This window comes from Crateriforma spongiae (genome assembly GCF_012290005.1).
Taxonomy (GTDB): Bacteria; Planctomycetota; Planctomycetia; order Pirellulales; family Pirellulaceae; genus Crateriforma; species Crateriforma spongiae.
Genome location: NZ_JAAXMS010000005.1, coordinates 637,265 through 655,202, shown reverse-complemented (window position 1 = coordinate 655,202; position 17,938 = coordinate 637,265). Strand labels below are relative to the sequence as shown.

Genomic DNA, 17,938 nt, shown 5'->3' with positions numbered 1-17,938 from the left:
ACAGAAGTCAGTTGGAAAGGATCGCCGTCGGCGGTGCTGCCGGCGGTGCGGTATTGTCGTCGGCCGCTGGCGCGGCGGGGGCATCGCCGTCCGGCGTACTGGAATCGGGTGTGTCGCCACCGGCCGCGTCTTCATCCGGGTCGGTACCGGCGGGCGTTTGGGCCGCCGGCTGATCCGGTGTCCCGGGTTGTTCCGGCGTGTCGGCCGGCGGTGTGACCGGCGTCTCGGTTTCTTGATCGGATCCGTCGATCACGACTTCTTCGTCGGTGACTTTGTTCAAGCCCAAGGCGTCTTTGTTCGGCGGGTTGTAGATGTGGATGATGCCATAGATCTCGACGGTGACGTCGAAAGGCGTTTCATCGACTTCGACTTCTGGAATGTTCGCCAGTGACGGTCCGGACGATCCATAGCCGCCGTCTTCGCCGTATCCATAGCCTTCATCGCTACTTTCGCCGTAACCCTCGTCCATTTCTTCGCCGCTGTCGCTGCCGTAGCCGCCACCGGCCGATGCCGCCGCGGCGCCGGCGTCTTCGGGCAAGACGCGAACTTGCTTGACTTCGACCATCAAAGGAATGCTGCCGCACATGGCCAACAGATTCGGGATGTAACGCTGGTCCATGACGACCGACATTTGAACCGGCACCCGTTTGGCAACGGCCAAGCCGGCGTCGGCGGGGTCTTCACTGACCAATGCGGATCGCAGACGCGACGCGGGCAGCGGTTGGTTTTGAAGATCGACATAGCGGTTTTCCGCCGGGTCGGGCGCGACCTCGGTTGTCGAGGTCGACGAACCGTAGGACGACGAACCATAGCTGTCGCCGTAGTCGCCCCCGCCGTAGCCTTCTTCCATGTCGTCATAGCCATAGTCACCGGCCATGCCCATGGCGGTCGAATCGTCACCCGGATCGGAAATGTCCCCGGCTTCGAAATCGACCGATTCACCGATCGCGATCTTTGCGATGCTGCGGATCTTGGCCTGGAAGGCTTGCTTGGCGTCACCGTTCATGTCGCCGACCAACTGGCAAAGCTGTTTCAGGATCCACAAGTTTTCTTGTGAATAGTGAACTTGCAGCGTGGTCGGTCGTGTGCCCCGCCAGGGGAACAGGTCGCTCAGTGTCTGTTCCTGGCTGGACGAGGGCCATTCGACGATCGGTTCTTCGACCGTTCCGGTGATGCTGTCGATGACGCTGCTGCCGTAGCTGCCGCCACCGCCACCGCCTTCGCCATAACCATCGCCCGAGGACACGGCATCAAAGTCGGCGGTCCATTTCGCACCGGCCAAAGCTGCCACGCTGGGCAGAATCTCTTTGATGTAGTTTCGGTACCGTTGGCGAAGGTCCGTGGTGACCTGCTGTTCGACCGGGATCGGATATTCGATGTAACGTTCGACCGGAATCTTGTTTTCAAACTCCATCAAGAAGTCGTCTTCCAAGTTCTGGGGCCACGTCAAAATGTTTTGTTGACGTTCGTAGACGCTTTGCCACGCCTGCAGCACTTCGGCCGTCCGGGCATCAATCAGTGTTTGCATCTGTTCATGCGAATCGTCGTTGGGGTGCACCGACAATTGATTGCGAACATTGCTAACGCTGCTGACTTCGCTGTCCAGTTTGGCGACGCGGTCGGCGTGTTCGCTGGACAGACGCATCCACGACATCACCCAAACGGCGATTGCGCCGATAAAGATGACCGCGGCACTGACCCAGAACCCGTTCTTGATCAGCGGCTGCAGCTTGGCTTTCAAGGCATCCATGGTGGTTGGCTTTGGAAGGATAAGAAAAGTGAAGTTCGTCGCATGGGGCGCGTCGAGCACCGGGTCGGGTGCGTCACGCAAACATCGTCTCAAACGCTTACGGCGTCATCGCGGTCTGATCACCCACCGGGACTTCCGGTTCGGTCAAACCCGCCTCCGCGGCCGCCGCTTCTGCGGCCTCCGCCTCGGCTTGCAATTTGGCTTCCACCCGATCGGTGATCAGGTTCGGTTTCCAAACCACTTGGAACGTAAAGTCCAATCGCTGAACCGTCAGTTCCGGCGGTTCTTCTTCCATGTATTCAGGGTCCGCCATGGCTTTGCTGCGGTCAAAGTCCGGGTTGGGAATCGTTTCCTCCTTCATCCGGGCTTCGTCCAGCAGCAACGGATAGCTCAGGCCCATTTCCGCGGGCGTGAATTTCATCGTCTGGCCATCACCGGCGGGCAATTCGTATTCGCCTTCCAAGAAGTACGTCGTCAGATACTTTCGGACGTGGGCGTTGCCGGCATAGCGTTTGGATTTGTCGCTGTTGAAGTAGTGGTATCCGTTGATCTGGATCACCCAGCCCGATTCGGTCGGCCCGGTTTCAAATTCTTCCAGATACGGCACATCGGTACGGTCCATCAGACGCGTCCAGTTCCGCATTTCTTCCTCGAAACGTCGGGCGCGGTCCTCGTCGTACCATTCTTCCAGGTCTTCGTAAAACTTCGTTTCGACCTTCGTGACGTGGATATCCTTGCGCTGGTCCAGCGGCAATTCTTTGCGCGTCTTCTTGGCGTCTTCCTCGGTTTCCCGCGGGATGCCGGCGTTGATGACACGCATGATTTCCAGCCAAGTCAGCCGACGTTCCACGTTGCCCGACAATTCCTTGCCGACCGCGTTCAAAAAGTTCAGCTTGTTGTTGAGCTCTTCGTCTTTGCCGAAGTGATCACTGCTGTAGCTGTCCATCAACGCGACTTCGCTGCTGGCTTGTCCCCACAAGTTTTCGTGGGTGGACGCCCAAGTCTGTTCGGTGAACCAATAGTGGGCACCCAGGCCCAGCATCAGCACCGCCAATCCCGCCAGCGTCCAAGGCTTCTTGGCCCGAATCATGCGTTCCCGCAAGATTTCATGCGGCACCAGGCTGGCGTGAATCTGGCCCAGCCCCAAGCCTTGCAAACACAGCCCGTAACAAACCGAGAACGTCGACGCGTTGTCACGGAATTGCGGGATCGACATCACGTCGTCGCCGGTCAGCCGTTCGAAGCGATCCAGGACGTGGACTTCCATCCCCAGGTTCTTGCCAAGGTAGGCCGCCAAGCCGGGCATTTTGACCGTGTTACCGGTGATCAACAGTTCGTCGATCTCCGCCTTGCGATCGATGCTGCGGAAGAACCCGATGGATCGCTGGACTTCGGTGACCAAGTCGTTGAAGACCGGACGCATCGTCTGAAAGACCATCTTCGGGTCGGCCGCGTCCTTGGCGTTCCGCTTCAGATGTTCCGCCTTGGCAAAGGTCAGCTTCAGGTCTTTGGTCAGCTGGCGGGTGAAATGGTTACCGCCGATCGGCATGCTACGTTGCCAGATGCGGAAACCGTTGGTCACGATCAGGTCGCTGGAATCCGTCCCGATCGACAACACCACGGTCGACTTGGGCGGATCATCCGGATCGAAGACGCCGCCATCGACACGCTCGTGCATCCGGTCATAGGCGATCGTGTTGTACAGCGAAATCGGAGCCAATTGGACGACGTCGACTTCCAGATTGGCATTGTCGAACGGCTTCAGTTGGCGATAGGCCTGTTCACGCTTCATCGCGAACAGCCCGACTTCACTGTCCAGGGCGAAGCCTTCTTCGATCATACTGCCGGGCATCATCTGGTGATCCCAGACGACGTCGGCCAGATCGAACGGGATTTGTTGCCGCGCCTCGTAGCGGACAATGTCGGCGATCTTTTTGACCTCGACCGGTGGCGGTTTGAAAAACTTCGCCAAACCGCTTTGCCCAGGCACGCTGATGCAGATTTCTGACCCCTGGATGTCGTTGCGTTCGAGCAACTGTTCCAGCGCATCGGCGACCAACGCGTCGGCGTCCGCGTCAGGCTGGCTCAGGATTTTGGGGTACTCGATATAGTCGAATGCTTCCGCAACGATTCCGTCACTGGTCTTGGAGCAACGCAGCGCCTTGAGCGCTGATTGCCCGATTTCGATTCCCCAAACGCTGCCGCTTCCGGCCATGTCAATCTTTCGCTTTGGAATACGGGAATGGTCTTTGTCGCCTTAGACTACTCAGTCCCCGGGCGATTCGCCCGTCGGCATCGCAAAGAACGGGGCGATCGTCGCGTACCGCTTCGCACACGTCGTGCTGATGCGACGGTTGTAACGATCTTATGTACGTCGGTGGGACAGATCGGGTGCGTTCTGGACAACAAAGCCACGACCCACGGTCCCAGTGGTGAAAAGGTTTGAAAAGAATGGAAGAGTCCGAAGGGCCGGCTTGTCACCTCGAACCGCCTGCCAGTGTAATGATTTCCGCCGCCAATCGTCAAATTTCTCCCTGATTTCTGCAACCGGCATGCCCTTTTTTGATGAGTCCTGCGTTCTGGTCCCCGTTTCCACCCTGGAAGACTTTCCCAAGGGGGGTAGCGACGCGAATGCTCGCAACCTGCTGGCGGCTTGGTCCGTGCTATGGCACCCCGCCGTCGTGGTTGCCTGCAACGGTGCCCCGCTGTGGTACCGTGCCGATTCGATCCCCGGCAGCGATGGCCGCCGGCTGATCGCCGTCCCCGACGATTCGCGGGAGATGATGCCCGAAGACCAGCGGCTAGGGCTGATCGATCTGGCTGGTCTTTCCTGCCCCCCCATTGATTGGCAGTCAGACGTCGCGGCATCGGGCGAATCCGCGCCCGCCGTCGGCCAGGCTTATGGCGTGACCGGTGCGGACCGCAACGCGATGCTGACCTTGCTGGGTTTGAATCGACAGACCGATTCGACGACGCCGTCGCCGATCCAGTGGCCCGACTTTCCCGAATCGGTCCGCGCGGGCCATCGCACGGTGGTGCCGGACGATTTCTTTGCGCTGGCCTATGCCAATCTGCAAATCCAGGTGATGACCCGGCGGCTGCGGTATTCCAGCAACCTGGACGAAATGCAGCTGCGTCGTCACGCCACCGCGGCGGCCGAAGCGTTCGTGGCCCGCGACGGGGAAACCTGTGTTGCCGCGATGCACGATGCTTTCGATTCAATTGCCGAAGAACGTGACCACTACTTTGCGTCCGATCCGTCGCTGATCGATTTGGTCCTGCTGACCCCGGCGACCCTGTGCCAAGACGCCATGGAATCGTGGGTCGAGGATTCCCACGAATCGAACGCCGTCAACGCGGCGCCAACTTCACCGCCAAGCGGTGCGGACATCCCCGCCGAACACGAGGTCATGCCCGACAACCGCTTGCAGTCGGAAATTGAATCCGAAACCGGAACGTCACCGGAAACCATTCACGCGGCGCCACGGAACGTCTTGCTGGACCGTGACGTTTGCCAGGCGATTCACGACGATTCATCCGGACGTTTCGCCACATTGGTGTCTGCCATCCGAGACGGCAAGATCGGCTGGGCCGGCGGAAGCCCCGGCGACGTCGAGTTTGATTTGATGTCCTTCGACGACGGTCGTCGCGCGCTGATCGACGGACATTCGCTGGCGGTCCAGACGATCGGTGAACCGCCCAAGGTCTATGGCCGGTTTTGCGGCGGCACCCCGTCGGACTTCACTCCCACCCTGGGGCGTCTGGGATACGTGGGCGTGATCCCGATCGATTTTCGTCGCGGGACCGGACATGGCGAAGAGGCCAAAGTGGTGCTGCAATCCGGCGGCACGGAATTGGAAGCTCTGACGGCCAAGCCGATCGATGCCACCAGCGACGCGTCGTTCTTGGACTTGGCGGCAAAGCTGGGCGAATCAATCGACAGTGGTGAAATCGCCACCGCGCTGTTGGTCCACTGGCCGGGCAAGACCTGCGACAGTTTTCAAGACCTGCGACGTGCGGCGTCATGGTCGTTGGCGTTGGGAAAGTTCTGGCGTTTACAGGACTACTTCGTCGACGGCGAACACCCTTACCATCACGGAACACCCACGCACGTCAGCAACAGCGCATCGCAAAGCCTCAGCCAAGCAGTCAACGAAGACGCCGCCGCCGATCCGATTTCCACGGTGGCCACCGACACCCGTGATGCGGTGATCCGTCAAGCAACGCTGCGTTTGCACGCCATGGCCGATCTGGCCAGCGGCAAGGCTCGGCTGGAATCGTCCGACGTGTCGGCCAGTCAACACGGCGGCCCCCAAGAGCAACCGGCCGCGAGCGCCGTCGATGGGCTGGCGGAATCGGCCGAACGGCTGGCCGCCGCGATGGGATACAACGTTGTCACGTCAAGTTCATCCAGTGATTCACCGGCCGATGCGGCAATCGTCTTGAACCCATCGTCATCGGGTGGCCGTCGAGAGGTCCGGTTCAGCCAGCCGGTTTCGCGGAAGATCAAGCACGTTTATGGCGTCAGCCGCGAAAGTGGCAGCGAACATGACACAGACTGGGATCTCACACCAATCACAGGCAGTTTTTGGTCCGCCACCACCGACGCACCGGGTCACGGTTTTTCGGTTCTTCGCGGCAATCCAAAGGTTGCATCGGAGGGCGGCCCGTTCAGCCGTCACGGATGGCTGGGACGCAAGTGGTTCGGCGACGGACGCATCGCTCGCGGCGATTTCCTGGGCAACCAGTTCTTGGAAGCTCAGATCTCGATGTCCTCCGGCGGAATCTCTTCGGTTTTCAGCGGTCCGATTCGCGGCAACCGCTTTTCCATGCGATTGATCCGTGTGGCCGAAGGAAAACCGGGAACCAAGTGCCAGATGATTGCGGACAAAGTCGTCACGGTTCGCAACGGCAACGACCTGGGGACGATTCAAGCGACCGGACGTTTGGTCGACGACGATCAGACGATGCTGGCCGAGTTTGATTTCCGATACTCGTTGCTTCGAGGCAGCCGAAACCTGCGTGTCACCGGATCGCTCCGACCGGCGATCGCCTGCAATGGCGAACCTTGGAAGAACTACTTTGCCCTGCGGATCGCCACCGCTACCGAATCGGCCATCGATCGGGTCATCGTCCGCGACAAATTGCACCGTGCCCCCAGCCGCCGAATGGTCGCGCCGCTGGGCGTCGTGCTGGATGAGGCCGAACGGCAAACACTCGTCGCCTCGCACGGGTTGGCCTATCACCGGCGCGTCGGTGAGCGATTTGTCGACACGCTGCTGTGTTGCCAAGGTGAAACGTCGACCGAATTTCAAATAGACTATGGGTTTGACATCCCCGCGCCCGTGTCGATGGCAAAATCCGTGATCGCACCGCCTGTCGCATTGCCAATTTCACCGTCCGACCAGGCCGTTGCATCGGAGCCGCAGGGATGGCTGATTCACCGTCGCCCGTCGACCATCGAATTGTCGGACGTCACCATTTTTCGTCGCGACGACGGCCATCTGGCGGGGATCATCCGTGTGATGCAGACATCCGGCCAATCGGTCAAAGCCAAGCTGCGATTCTGTCGCACGGTTGCTGTGGCTTGTCGCTTCGACGGCGACCAGGCAACCATCGATGCACCGCTGGACGCGCTGCGACAAAAGCTGGACGTCGATGGCGATGCGATCAAGTTTTCGATCGCGGGGCATGCGGTGCTTGATTTGTTGGTCGTGTTTCAACGCTCTGATCAAACGCAGGCGGATGCACCGGAGCAGGCTTGATGAAAAAGGAACCGCCAGCCGCAACGTCGCCGACCACTGATGCACGTCGAATCGCCGACCAGTTGAAATCGGTGATCGAACAGTCCAAGGAACGACCGCTGCCCAAGCCGGCGTCGACCGAGGCGGGCGAATCAATTGATGAAAAGCTGACGCTCTTTCACACCGCGGCACTGCACAGCGAACTGATCAGCGAACAAGTGTTCGCACGCGCGGTGGACATTGCCAAGCGTCGGTTGAAGGCTGGTGGATCCGATGGCCCGGTCGACGCCGAAGCGGTGGCCGCGGCACTGATCCAAAGCGGCGTGATCACGTCGTACCAAGCCCAACAGCTTCGCAGCGGTCGCAGCAAGCTGACGCTCGGGCCGTACTTGATCACCGACTGGATCGGCCAAGGTGGCATGGGCCAAGTCTTCAAAGCGGTCCACCGTGTGATGGGGCGCGAGTGCGCGGTAAAAGTGTTGCCGCTGGAAAAATCGACCGAAGAATCACGCGCCAGCTTCATGCGTGAAATCCGGTTGCAGGCCGGTTTGGACCACCCGCAATTGGTCCGCGCATTTGATGCCGGCCGTGACGGGAACGTGCACTACCTGGTGACCGAATATGTCCCGGGAACGGATCTGCGAAAATACGTTCGCCGTCATGGTCCGTTGCCCGTTCATCAAGCCGCATCGATCATTTCACAGGCCGCTCGCGGGTTGCAGTACGCGCACGAACTGGGACTGATTCACCGTGACGTCAAACCGGGCAATATCCTGGTCACACCCGATGGCGTTGCCAAAGTATCCGACGTGGGCTTGGCGGCTTGGAGCATGGGGATTCACGAAGATCCGCGAGCCGGAAAGATCGTGGGAACGGCGGATTACCTTTCGCCGGAACAAATCCGCAGCCCGCTGATGATCGGCCCGGCCAGCGATATCTATTCGCTGGGCTGCACGACCTATTACGTCGTTACCGGCAAAGTCCCGTTCCCTGGCGGCGATTCGCGCAGCAAGTGTCGACGCCACTGTGAACAGACGCCATGGCATCCACGAAAGTTTGCACCGGAGTTGCCCGAAGAATTTGTCGACGCCATCGCCGACATGATGGAAAAGGATCCCGAACGCCGGGTCGCCTCCGCCGCCGACGTCGCGGATCGTTTGGAACCGTTCGCCCGAATCAGTGATGCAGCGATCGACCCGCCGATCCGACGACAAGCCTGGACCGCCCCGCCACCACCGATGGAAAACGGCGTCGATGAAGACCACGTCGGGTTGGACGGAAGATCCGGGCCCAATGTCGAAGAAGACTCGGTGGCCGGTTCCGCGTCGGCCGAAAGCCAAGGATCCACCGACACACCACCACCGGTTCCCGGCGGCGATGCGGCGATCGACGCGGATGATCCGATGGTCGGAAATTCGTTGAGTTCACTGCAAACGGCTCCGCGTCCCAGTCACACTCTGGCCATTGCCATCACGCTTGCCTTGGCCGTTCCGGTCAGCCTTTTGATCGGTGCCGTGCTGGGATTCTTGGCTCATGAATACTGGCAATTTTGAACCTTCGCCCGGCCGTTTGCCAGATCGAACCGTTGTGACCTTATGCCCATTCCCAAACGCACGCACCTGAACACCAACGAGGCGGATCTACAGATTCAAATCACCGATGACGGCAGCCGCACCTTGGTCCGCACCGATCTCGGCGATGCCTATCACAGCGGCTGTGGTGCGATTTCCGAAAGCCGTCATGTCTATTTGAACAACAGCGGTGTTGCGGACCGCTTGCAACAGGGCTTGGCCACACGCGTGTTCGAAGTCGGCTTGGGCACCGCCATGGCCGCACTGGCAACGATCGACTTGGCACAGAGGTTTCAAACACCATTGGATTATCACGCGGTTGATCTGCGGATTCCCGATGCGGAAACGCTGCGTCAATTGAATCCAGAATCTTGGATCGACGACGCAACATTGGCCGAGCGTTTTTTACAGTGGAGATCCAACACGCGCTCGGCAACTGCGCCGGGCCGCGTCGATTGGACGGTCAGTGATACCGTGCGGTTGACCGTGGATTTGATCAGCCTGCTGGACTGGCCGCCCGCAGGAACCGCGAATGACCTGAAACCGTTTGACGCGATCTATTTCGATCCATTCGCACCGGCGACGGACCCGCAACTGTGGACCGAATCCGTATTCGCCAAGATGCGACGTCACATTGCACCGGAGGGACGTTTGGTGACGTATTGTGTCAACCGGCAAGTCCGCGATTGCATGGCCGCCGCCGGCTGGTCGGTCGATCGCGTCCGCGGTCCCGTCGGAGGCAAACGCGAAGTCTTGATCGCTTCGCCAGGGTCCGGGGGCTGACCCGACCACGAAGGTGGCCCCGGCGGTTAAACTGTGGCGTTTCCCAGGCGGTCCGCCGGAATTGCCCACCCCGACAAGCTTCTCCCCACCCCTGTTTCGAGACTTTCGCATGATGCGATCCCCAAAAATTCTGTTTGCCGTCTTTCTGGTCGCCATGGCCTTTGGCTGCCTGCCGGCGTTGATCGCACAGGAAGCCGCATCGACGCCCGGCGTCACCGATACCGCCGCGGCGAGCGACTGGAACGCGACGCCGATGATTTTGGTGGGCGTCGGGATCGTGGCCGTCCTGGGCATGATCATCGGTTTGAAATTGAACGCCTTTCTGGCGCTGATCATCTCGGCGATCATCGTCAGCCTGCTGGTCGGCTTTCAATACGATCAAGACATGGGCGCGCGGATGGCAAAGGTCGTCTCGGCGTTCGGTGACAGCGCCGGCGGTGTCGGTATCGTCATCGCCATGGCGGCGATCATTGGCAAGTGCATGCTGGACAGCGGGGCCGCTGATCGCATCGTCCGCGCCGCGATTCGCATCACCGGTGAAAGGAAGGCTTCGATCGGTTTGATGATTAGCGGCTTTATCCTGGCCGTACCCGTCTTCTTTGACACCGTCTTTTATTTGTTGGTGCCGTTGGCTCGCAGCCTTTACCGCCGCACGAACAAGAATTATCTACGCTACCTGATGGCCATCGCCACCGGTGGATGCATCACTCACACACTGGTGCCGCCGACGCCGGGTCCTCTATTGGTCGCCGCGACACTGGGCGTGGACATCGGAATGATGATGATCGTCGGCGTCATCGTGGCAATACCGTCCGCCGTCATCGGCCTGGCCTTTTCCGCGTTCGTTGACACTCGCATGCCGATCGCGATGCGGCCGCTTGCCGCCGGGGAAAACAAACATCAAGCGTTGATGCCGGATCAGCTGCCTTCGCTTTGGCTGTCGTTCTTGCCGGTGGCAATTCCCGTCCTATTGATCGGTGCCGGAACTTTGGCGACGACCATGGCGGACAAAGAAGACCGCGCGCGGTTGGCTGTCGAAGACGTTCGTGACTACTCCGAATTTGTCTCGTTGATCCAAGACGCCCGGCCCGGCACGCCGGCCGCGCGAGTCGTCGGAAGCCAACGTCTGGACGATGACGACCGTGCGTTGCTTTCCACCGTGCCGTCGCACGACGACGCCAAGCAAGCCTATGTCGATGCCTTGAACGATGTCTTGCTGGACCCCGATCTGTACGACGAACAAGCGTTCTTGGGCGTGCCGCTGTCGGACGTTGTCAAGAACGGATTGTCAGCCAACCAGACTCGGATGAAGCCGGTCGATCGTCGGCGGATGAACCGCGTGCTGCTGCAAGATGCCTTTCCCGATCAGTTCCGCACGCTGGACTGGGATTCGCCGTCGCGAAAGATGGCCAACCGGCTGTCGCTGTGGAGCAATGCGAACTTCGCCCTTCTGTTGGCCGCCATCGTTGCGATGCTGACGTTGAAGGCCGTCCGCAGTCTTTCCTGGCGTGCCCTGGGGACCGACGTCGAAGAAGCCTTGATGTCCGGCGGTGTCATTATCCTGATCACCGCCGCCGGTGGCGCGTTCGGTGCGATGCTGACTGACACCAAAGTCAGCGAATCGATTCGGCAATTGTTCGCCGGTTCCGACGCCAGCGGTGTCACACTGTTGCTGTTGGGCTGGGCCATTGCAGCGGTGCTGAAGGTCGCCCAAGGCAGCAGCACCGTGGCCATGATCATCGGATCGGCCATGATGTCGGCGATCATCGGTGACACCAAACCGGAATACCACATGGTCTACGTCGCCACCGCGGTCGGTTCGGGATCTCTGATGGGCAGCTGGATGAACGACAGCGGATTCTGGATCTTCGCCAAGATGGGTGGTCTGACCGAAGCCGAATCGCTACGCAGCTGGACGCCGTTGCTGGCCGTCCTTTCACTCGGTGGGCTGACGATGACACTTTTGATGAGCCAGGTGTTGCCCCTGGTCGGCCAATGACCACCGAACGTCGACCACAACCCAATAACGCACCTGGACCGGCCACTTCGGCCGCAATCGGCCAGCGGGCACGCTCCTTGGCGACCGAACCGGAACCTGCGGAGGTTTCGATTGGTCACAGCGGTGCGCTGGCGACCGGATGTCTGTTCACGATCGCGTCGTCATTGGTCACCTGTTTGCTGTTGTTCGTCAACGGTTCGCTGGTGATGGCAATTTTGGTCATGATGATGCGGTTTGCGCCCGCGTGGATGCAGCAACAAGCATTGATGCAGTTCTTGTTGTTCGCCCTGCCGGTGGCCCTGGTGTTTTTACAGTGGATGATGATCGATTACGTGCGTACACGTTTGTTCGACCCGGCAAGGCGTCGACAGAATCCGTCGACGTCTTTCGACCCATCGATGCAATGAAGCTGTACCTGATCCGTCACGCCGAAAGCCAAAACAACGCCCGGCCGACACACCAGCGGGTTTGTGATCCGCCGCTGACGGCGCGCGGCCGCCTGCAGGCACAGCACCTGGCCCAGTGGATGACGACCTTTCGTCATGACGTGCTGATCACCAGCCCTTTCCGACGCACGTTGGAAACCACGCGGATCTATCTGGATCAATCGCCACGACCGGTTTGCGTTTGGCACAACGTGTTTGAACGTGGCGGCTGCTTCAACGGGTACAACGACGCGACCTACAGCGGCGCGCCGGGATTATCGCGAAGGCAAATCATCAAACTGGCTCATTCCGACCGCGAACAATGCGTCATCGACGACACCATCGGCGACCAAGGTTGGTGGGATCGACCGGACCGCGAAGCGGAAGACGAAACGGTTCGACGTGCTGCCAGTGTTGTTGGGCGCTTCATTGATGAATTTGGTGATTCCGACATGACGGTTGTCGCCGTCATCCACGCCGATTTCATTCGCGCGTTGCTGGCCCAAATGATCGGTGACGTCGTGGACATGCAACGTCTGGGACCGATCGTCAATGTCGGCATCAGTCGTCTGCGCTGGGCGAATGAGGCTTGGCATTTGGATTGGCTGAACTCGGTCAGCCACATGCCCGCTCGCCTGGTCACCGGACGCGAGCACTGAATTCACCACAAGTGCATCGTCGATGAAATCGAGGCGTTTGAGTTCAGGCGGCCATAAAACGTTGTGTCTTGCGAAGCAGAGTTCGCTGTAGCGAAGCAGCACACCGGTCGCTCCATGGTGCGCATCGACGCACACGTGGGATTCATGTGACAATTCACTTGAAGGAGAACTTCCTACATGGGATCAATGTGACCTCACACGGATCTGCAGGAATCTGAAGCAGACCGGGGCTCTCATTGACGAGAAAACAGATGAACGCAAGATCAGCCGACAGCCCTACCTACGTCGTGGGAATCGGAGCATCCGCCGGAGGCCTTGAAGCTCTGGAGCGGTTTTTCGGCTTGATGAAGCCGGACACCGGGATGGCGTTCGTCGTCGTCCAACACCTATCGCCCGACTTCAAGAGTTTGATGGACGAATTGCTGGCACGATGGACCAGCATGTCGATCAATCGAGTGGAAGATCGAATGGAGGTACGCCCCAATTCGATTTATCTGATTCCGCCCAAAAAGGAAATGATCATTTCCGATGGCAAACTGCTGCTAACCGACAAGGATCCATCCCAGTCACTGACGCTTCCGATCGATCACTTCATGCGTTCGTTGGCTCACGAAATGGGGCACCGGGCGGTCGCGGTGATCTTAAGCGGCACGGGCAGCGATGGATCACGCGGTATCGAAGAAATTCACAACTGCGGGGGTATGGTGATCTGCCAATCGGAAGATTCGGCCAAGTTTGATGGTATGCCACGCAGCGCGCTGGACACGGGACTGGTCGACCTCGTGTTGCCACCCGATGAAATTCCACAGGCGTTGCAACACTACATCGAGAATCCTGATCCGGCCGAAGTCGCCAGAAGCATGCTGAAGGAAACAGCCGTGCAAGATGACGACATTGGCGGTCTGTTCAAACTATTGCGTGACGCTTATGGCATCGACTTTTCATACTACAAAGTTTCCACGGTCACCCGACGGATCGAACGCCGCCTGGCATTAAAGAGCGTCAACAGTTTGTCGGACTACGTCAAATGGTTGATGGAAGATCCCGGGGAGCTGAACGCCCTTTACAAAGACCTGCTGATCGGTGTCACCCAGTTTTTCCGTGACGGTGAAGCGTTCGAAAGGCTATCGGATCAAATCACACCGCTTCTAGAAAACCTCAATCCGGGTGAAGAATTTCGTGTTTGGGTGTCCGGATGTGGCACGGGCGAAGAAGCCTACTCACTTGCGATCTTGATCCATCAGCAACTCAAAGCGATCGACCGCAACCTGAACGTCAAAATTTTTGCAACCGATGTTCACCAGGATTCACTACACCATGCCAGCCAGGGGATCTACCACGAATCGGCTTTGGCCGACATGTTTGCCGAACATCGGGATGAATATTTCGTCAAGACTCGTGACGGATACCAGATCATTCCCGAAATTCGCCAGTGGGTCGTCTTTGCGCCGCACAATCTGATTAAAGACGCCCCGTTTACCAAAATCGATTTGGTCACTTGCCGCAATCTGCTGATCTATTTTCAGAATCCGGCGCAGAAAAAAGCCATCTCGATGTTTCACTTCGCCTTGAAAACGGGCGGAGTCCTATTCTTGGGGCCCAGCGAATCGATCGGCGAACTGGCCGATGAATTTGACACATTGGAATCCTATTGGAAGCTGTACCGAAAACGGCGTGACGTACGCTTGCCGACCGAAGGTGCACTACCGCTGGGGTCGACCGAAGGCTTTCGCAATCCGAATGCCGGCGTATCGGCCACACCCCGAATGCGCGGCACCGATGAAAGCCTGATCGGCATCTATGACAACTTGCTGAACCACTACATTCCTCACGGAATTCTGGTGGATGAGTCTCGTCGGTTGCTGCACGTTTTTGGAAACGGCGGCGACTTCATGCGGTATCGCCCGGGGCGGCCTTCACGGGACGTGCTGGATTCGCTGCCGCCAGAATTACGTACCGCGGTGTCGGCAGCATTCCACCGCGCTACCCGCGAGAACAACCCGATCACGTTCCGCGGAGTCCCCGTCACCTTGCCTGATGGTGAAGATCGTTTAGCCACCGTCGTCATTCGTCCCATCGAAACAGCACAGAAACGCCCACCTGCCTACCTGATTTCCGTCGAGGTTTCCGAAAACCAGCCTGCGGTGATTGTCGAACCCGACAGTAACTTGGACATGGCCAGCGCGTCGTCCGAACAGGTGGCACGCTTGGAAACGGAACTGCGATACGCTCGCGAGAATCTGCAAGCAACCATCGAAGAACTGGAAACCAGCAACGAGGAATTGCAGGCGACCAACGAAGAATTGGTGGCGTCGAACGAAGAATTGCAGAGCACCAACGAGGAGCTTCACAGCGTCAACGAAGAGCTTTACACCGTCAACGCTGAACACCAAACCAAGATCAGCGAGTTGACCGAGATCACTCGCGATATGGACAACCTGCTGCTCAGCACGGATCTTCACACGATCTTCCTGGACCGGAATCTATGCATTCGGAAATTCACTCCGAAAATCGGCGAGACCTTTAGTTTTCTAAAGCAAGACATTGGTCGTCGAATCGATAGCTTTACCTACAAACTTCAGCATGAAAACTTAGTGGAACATGCCGAGCAAGTTCTAAAAACTCAGCAACCGCTTAGCTTCGAAACCCAAGACCTGAACGGGACTTGGTTCATGCTGCGGATTTTGCCCTACCGCAGTGGTGCTGATATCGACGGCGTTGTCTTGACGTTGACCGACATTTGTTCGCTGAAGGATGCCAATTCGGCGCTGAAAGAATCGGTTCGGCGACGCGATGAGTTTTTGGCCATGCTGTCGCATGAGCTTCGAAATCCGTTGGCGGCCATCCTGAACGCCACTTACCTGATGGATCAGTCCGATACGACGACGATGGACCAATCCAATGCCTATCAAGTCGTTCAAAGACAAACCAAGCAAATGGCGACGTTGATGAACGACTTACTGGACGTGGCACGCGTCACGCAGGGTAAGATTGAACTGCAGAACGACTTGGTTGATCTGCGTGATACGATCCCACCAACCCTGGAAACCATCGATGGCTATATCAAGCAGCATCAACAAACGTTGGTTTGCAACGTTGCGGACGAGCCCATCCTGATTTGGGGCAGCCAAGCACGGATTCAACAGATTCAAGTCAATCTGTTGACCAATGCCTCCAAATACACGCACGACGGCGGCGAAATTCGGTTGTCGGTTGGCAAGGAAGACGACAACGCGATCATCCGGGTGTCGGACAACGGTGTCGGAATCCCGCCGGAACTGCTGGAAAGCATCTTTGAATTGTTCGTGCAATCCGAAGCCACGCTTGATCGCGCCCAAGGCGGCATGGGTGTTGGTTTGACGTTGGTGAAGTCTTTGGTCGATCTTCACGATGGAAAGGTCAGCGTCCACAGCGATGGAACCGGTCAAGGCAGTGAGTTTGTCGTCCGACTGCCGCTTGCCAAGAATCAACTACAGAAACCTCTGCAACCTGCCCCACAGCCGGGGCCACGTCCGGTGGGCAATCGTGTCGTCTTGATCGAAGACAATCCGGATGCCGCTGAGATGCTGGCTTCGTTGCTGGAACTGGAGGGGTTGGAGGTCGTGACCGCCGACAACGGTTGCGCGGGATTGGAACAAATTCGACAGTATCAGCCTGACGTCGCGTTGGTCGACATCGGACTGCCCGAACTTGATGGCTATGAAATCGCGCGGGTGACAAGATCCGACCAGCAGTTGGGCGGAACGCGCATGATTGCACTGACCGGATACGGGCAATCGGAGGACCGGAAGAAGGCGCTTGAATCGGGATTCGATGATCACTTGGTCAAACCGATCGAACCCGATCGGCTGTTCGATGTCTTGCGACCTTTCGTCCGGCTACGCGACTGATCCAAAAGTGACGATGGCACCGCACTTAATCCATGCGCTCGCGCGCACTTTGAAGGGCCATGGCAGATGCGCAACGTCAGAGCGTCCGAGCATTCCTGCGAACACGTCAGTGCATCCTCGAACACCGCTCAAATTGCTAAACGGGCGCGATTGCGGAAAGTCGCAACAAAGATTTGTTGAAAAGTTGTTGACCGACAGTGCTCAAACTGATACACCTTTGTGCGTCGGTAAGTCGCCATGGAATGGTGTCGATACCCCCGATCTGGTTCGGTTTTGGCAGGACGTCATCTGGTAGCCTTTGGATGGCTATCAAAGGGCTTTAGGCATGATCAATCCAAGTATGGAATGGAGACCGCCATGCTCGTTTTGTCCCGTCGTGAGAACGAGAACGTACTCTTCCCTTCGCTAGGCATCACCGTCAAGGTTTTGCGGGTACGCGGGAAGGTGGTCAGCGTCGGTTTGGATGCTCCGGCCAATGTGCCGATCGTGCGATCGGAATTGGCAGATGACCAAGATTATGTGGCGGCAATCGAAGCTCGTTCGCAGACCTTGGATGCCGAGCATCGACACGCGATCAAGAATCTTCTGAATGGCGCAACGATCGGTTTAAGCTTGCTTCGCCGCCAGATTCAGCTCGAGCGATACGATGAGATCGAAGAAACTCTCGGTCGTCTGATGAATAGCTTCACCAACCTGGAAAGTGTTCTCCGACCAGAAGAACCGGCCGAGCGTGAAGAAGCGATCCTCTTAATCGAAGACGACGCGAATGAGCGCGAGTTGTTGGCGGGGCTTCTGCGGCATTACGGTTTTGCCGTGACGACCGCGAACGACGGTGATCAGGCACTTCATGCCATTGAAGACGGCTTGAAACCGGATTTCGTTTTGTTGGACATGAACCTGCCGCACTGCGACGGACCGACGTTCCTTCAGCGGATCAAAGCACAAGGCAAAACACTTCCGGTGTTCGCGGTCAGCGGTTCCAGCCCATCGGAAATGGGCCTGGAAGATGGCGGAGAGACGGGCATCCGCGAATGGTTCAGCAAGCCCTTGAATCCGGACCGACTGGTGCGTGAGCTACAGTCGGCTGCTGCGGGAGGAACCGCAGCCTGATCCGGGC

At 58.3% G+C, this 17,938-nt stretch carries 10 protein-coding genes; 8 read left to right on the top strand and 2 right to left on the bottom strand.

Annotated elements, in window-relative coordinates:
• Window positions 1–7: 7 nt before the first annotated feature.
• Both HFP54_RS16340 and pilM read right to left on the bottom strand, forming a co-directional pair.
• Window positions 8–1,750, bottom strand: coding sequence for a hypothetical protein (locus tag HFP54_RS16340; RefSeq protein WP_168565928.1), 1,743 nt, complete (start codon window positions 1,748–1,750; stop codon window positions 8–10).
• 97 nt (window positions 1,751–1,847) lie between these two features.
• Window positions 1,848–3,965, bottom strand: a complete 2,118-nt coding sequence (gene pilM, locus HFP54_RS16335; RefSeq protein ID WP_146413397.1) for a type IV pilus assembly protein PilM — start codon at window positions 3,963–3,965, stop codon at window positions 1,848–1,850.
• Window positions 3,966–4,302: 337 nt separating this feature from the next.
• Between pilM and HFP54_RS16330 the strand changes: the two genes are divergently transcribed.
• The 8 genes from HFP54_RS16330 to HFP54_RS16295 all read left to right on the top strand — a co-directional run bounded on the left by HFP54_RS16330 (window position 4,303) and on the right by HFP54_RS16295 (window position 17,931).
• The gene (locus tag HFP54_RS16330; protein WP_168565927.1) at window positions 4,303–7,515 is read left to right on the top strand and encodes a hypothetical protein; all 3,213 of its coding nucleotides are present in this window, start codon (window positions 4,303–4,305) and stop codon (window positions 7,513–7,515) included.
• Complete coding sequence (locus HFP54_RS16325) at window positions 7,515–9,047, top strand: serine/threonine protein kinase (RefSeq protein ID WP_168565926.1); 1,533 nt, start codon at window positions 7,515–7,517, stop codon at window positions 9,045–9,047. Before HFP54_RS16330 ends, HFP54_RS16325 begins: the two co-directional genes overlap by 1 nt.
• 42 nt (window positions 9,048–9,089) lie before the next feature.
• A complete protein-coding gene (gene mnmC2 / locus HFP54_RS16320) occupies window positions 9,090–9,848 on the top strand; it encodes a tRNA (5-methylaminomethyl-2-thiouridine)(34)-methyltransferase MnmC2 (RefSeq protein ID WP_168565925.1) in 759 nt (252 codons plus the stop codon).
• 154 nt (window positions 9,849–10,002) lie between these two features.
• Window positions 10,003–11,847 (top strand): GntP family permease, encoded by a 1,845-nt coding sequence (locus tag HFP54_RS16315; RefSeq protein ID WP_168565996.1) that lies wholly within the window; start codon window positions 10,003–10,005, stop codon window positions 11,845–11,847.
• Entirely contained in the window at window positions 11,844–12,254 is a 411-nt protein-coding gene (locus HFP54_RS16310) for a hypothetical protein (protein ID WP_168565924.1), read from the top strand. Before HFP54_RS16315 ends, HFP54_RS16310 begins: the two co-directional genes overlap by 4 nt.
• A complete protein-coding gene (locus tag HFP54_RS16305; RefSeq protein ID WP_145298738.1) occupies window positions 12,251–12,931 on the top strand; it encodes a histidine phosphatase family protein in 681 nt (226 codons plus the stop codon). The genes HFP54_RS16310 and HFP54_RS16305 overlap by 4 nt, the downstream gene beginning before the upstream one ends.
• Before the next feature lie 251 nt (window positions 12,932–13,182).
• Complete coding sequence (locus HFP54_RS16300) at window positions 13,183–16,821, top strand: chemotaxis protein CheB (protein ID WP_168565923.1); 3,639 nt, start codon at window positions 13,183–13,185, stop codon at window positions 16,819–16,821.
• Between the two features lie 357 nt (window positions 16,822–17,178).
• Entirely contained in the window at window positions 17,179–17,931 is a 753-nt protein-coding gene (locus HFP54_RS16295; protein WP_168565922.1) for a response regulator, read from the top strand.
• Window positions 17,932–17,938: the final 7 nt, after the last annotated feature.

Excerpts from the sequence above, each read along its gene's own strand:
- HFP54_RS16340 (WP_168565928.1), bottom strand. The coding sequence starts at position 1,750 with ATGGATGCCTTGAAAGCCAAGCTGCAGCCGCTGATCAAGAACGGGTTC.
- pilM (WP_146413397.1), bottom strand. The coding sequence starts at position 3,965 with ATGGCCGGAAGCGGCAGCGTTTGGGGAATCGAAATCGGGCAATCAGCG.
- HFP54_RS16330 (WP_168565927.1), top strand. The coding sequence starts at position 4,303 with ATGCCCTTTTTTGATGAGTCCTGCGTTCTGGTCCCCGTTTCCACCCTG.
- HFP54_RS16325 (WP_168565926.1), top strand. The coding sequence starts at position 7,515 with ATGAAAAAGGAACCGCCAGCCGCAACGTCGCCGACCACTGATGCACGT.
- mnmC2 (WP_168565925.1), top strand. The coding sequence starts at position 9,090 with ATGCCCATTCCCAAACGCACGCACCTGAACACCAACGAGGCGGATCTA.
- HFP54_RS16315 (WP_168565996.1), top strand. The coding sequence starts at position 10,003 with ATGGCCTTTGGCTGCCTGCCGGCGTTGATCGCACAGGAAGCCGCATCG.
- HFP54_RS16310 (WP_168565924.1), top strand. The coding sequence starts at position 11,844 with ATGACCACCGAACGTCGACCACAACCCAATAACGCACCTGGACCGGCC.
- HFP54_RS16305 (WP_145298738.1), top strand. The coding sequence starts at position 12,251 with ATGAAGCTGTACCTGATCCGTCACGCCGAAAGCCAAAACAACGCCCGG.
- HFP54_RS16300 (WP_168565923.1), top strand. The coding sequence starts at position 13,183 with ATGAACGCAAGATCAGCCGACAGCCCTACCTACGTCGTGGGAATCGGA.
- HFP54_RS16295 (WP_168565922.1), top strand. The coding sequence starts at position 17,179 with ATGCTCGTTTTGTCCCGTCGTGAGAACGAGAACGTACTCTTCCCTTCG.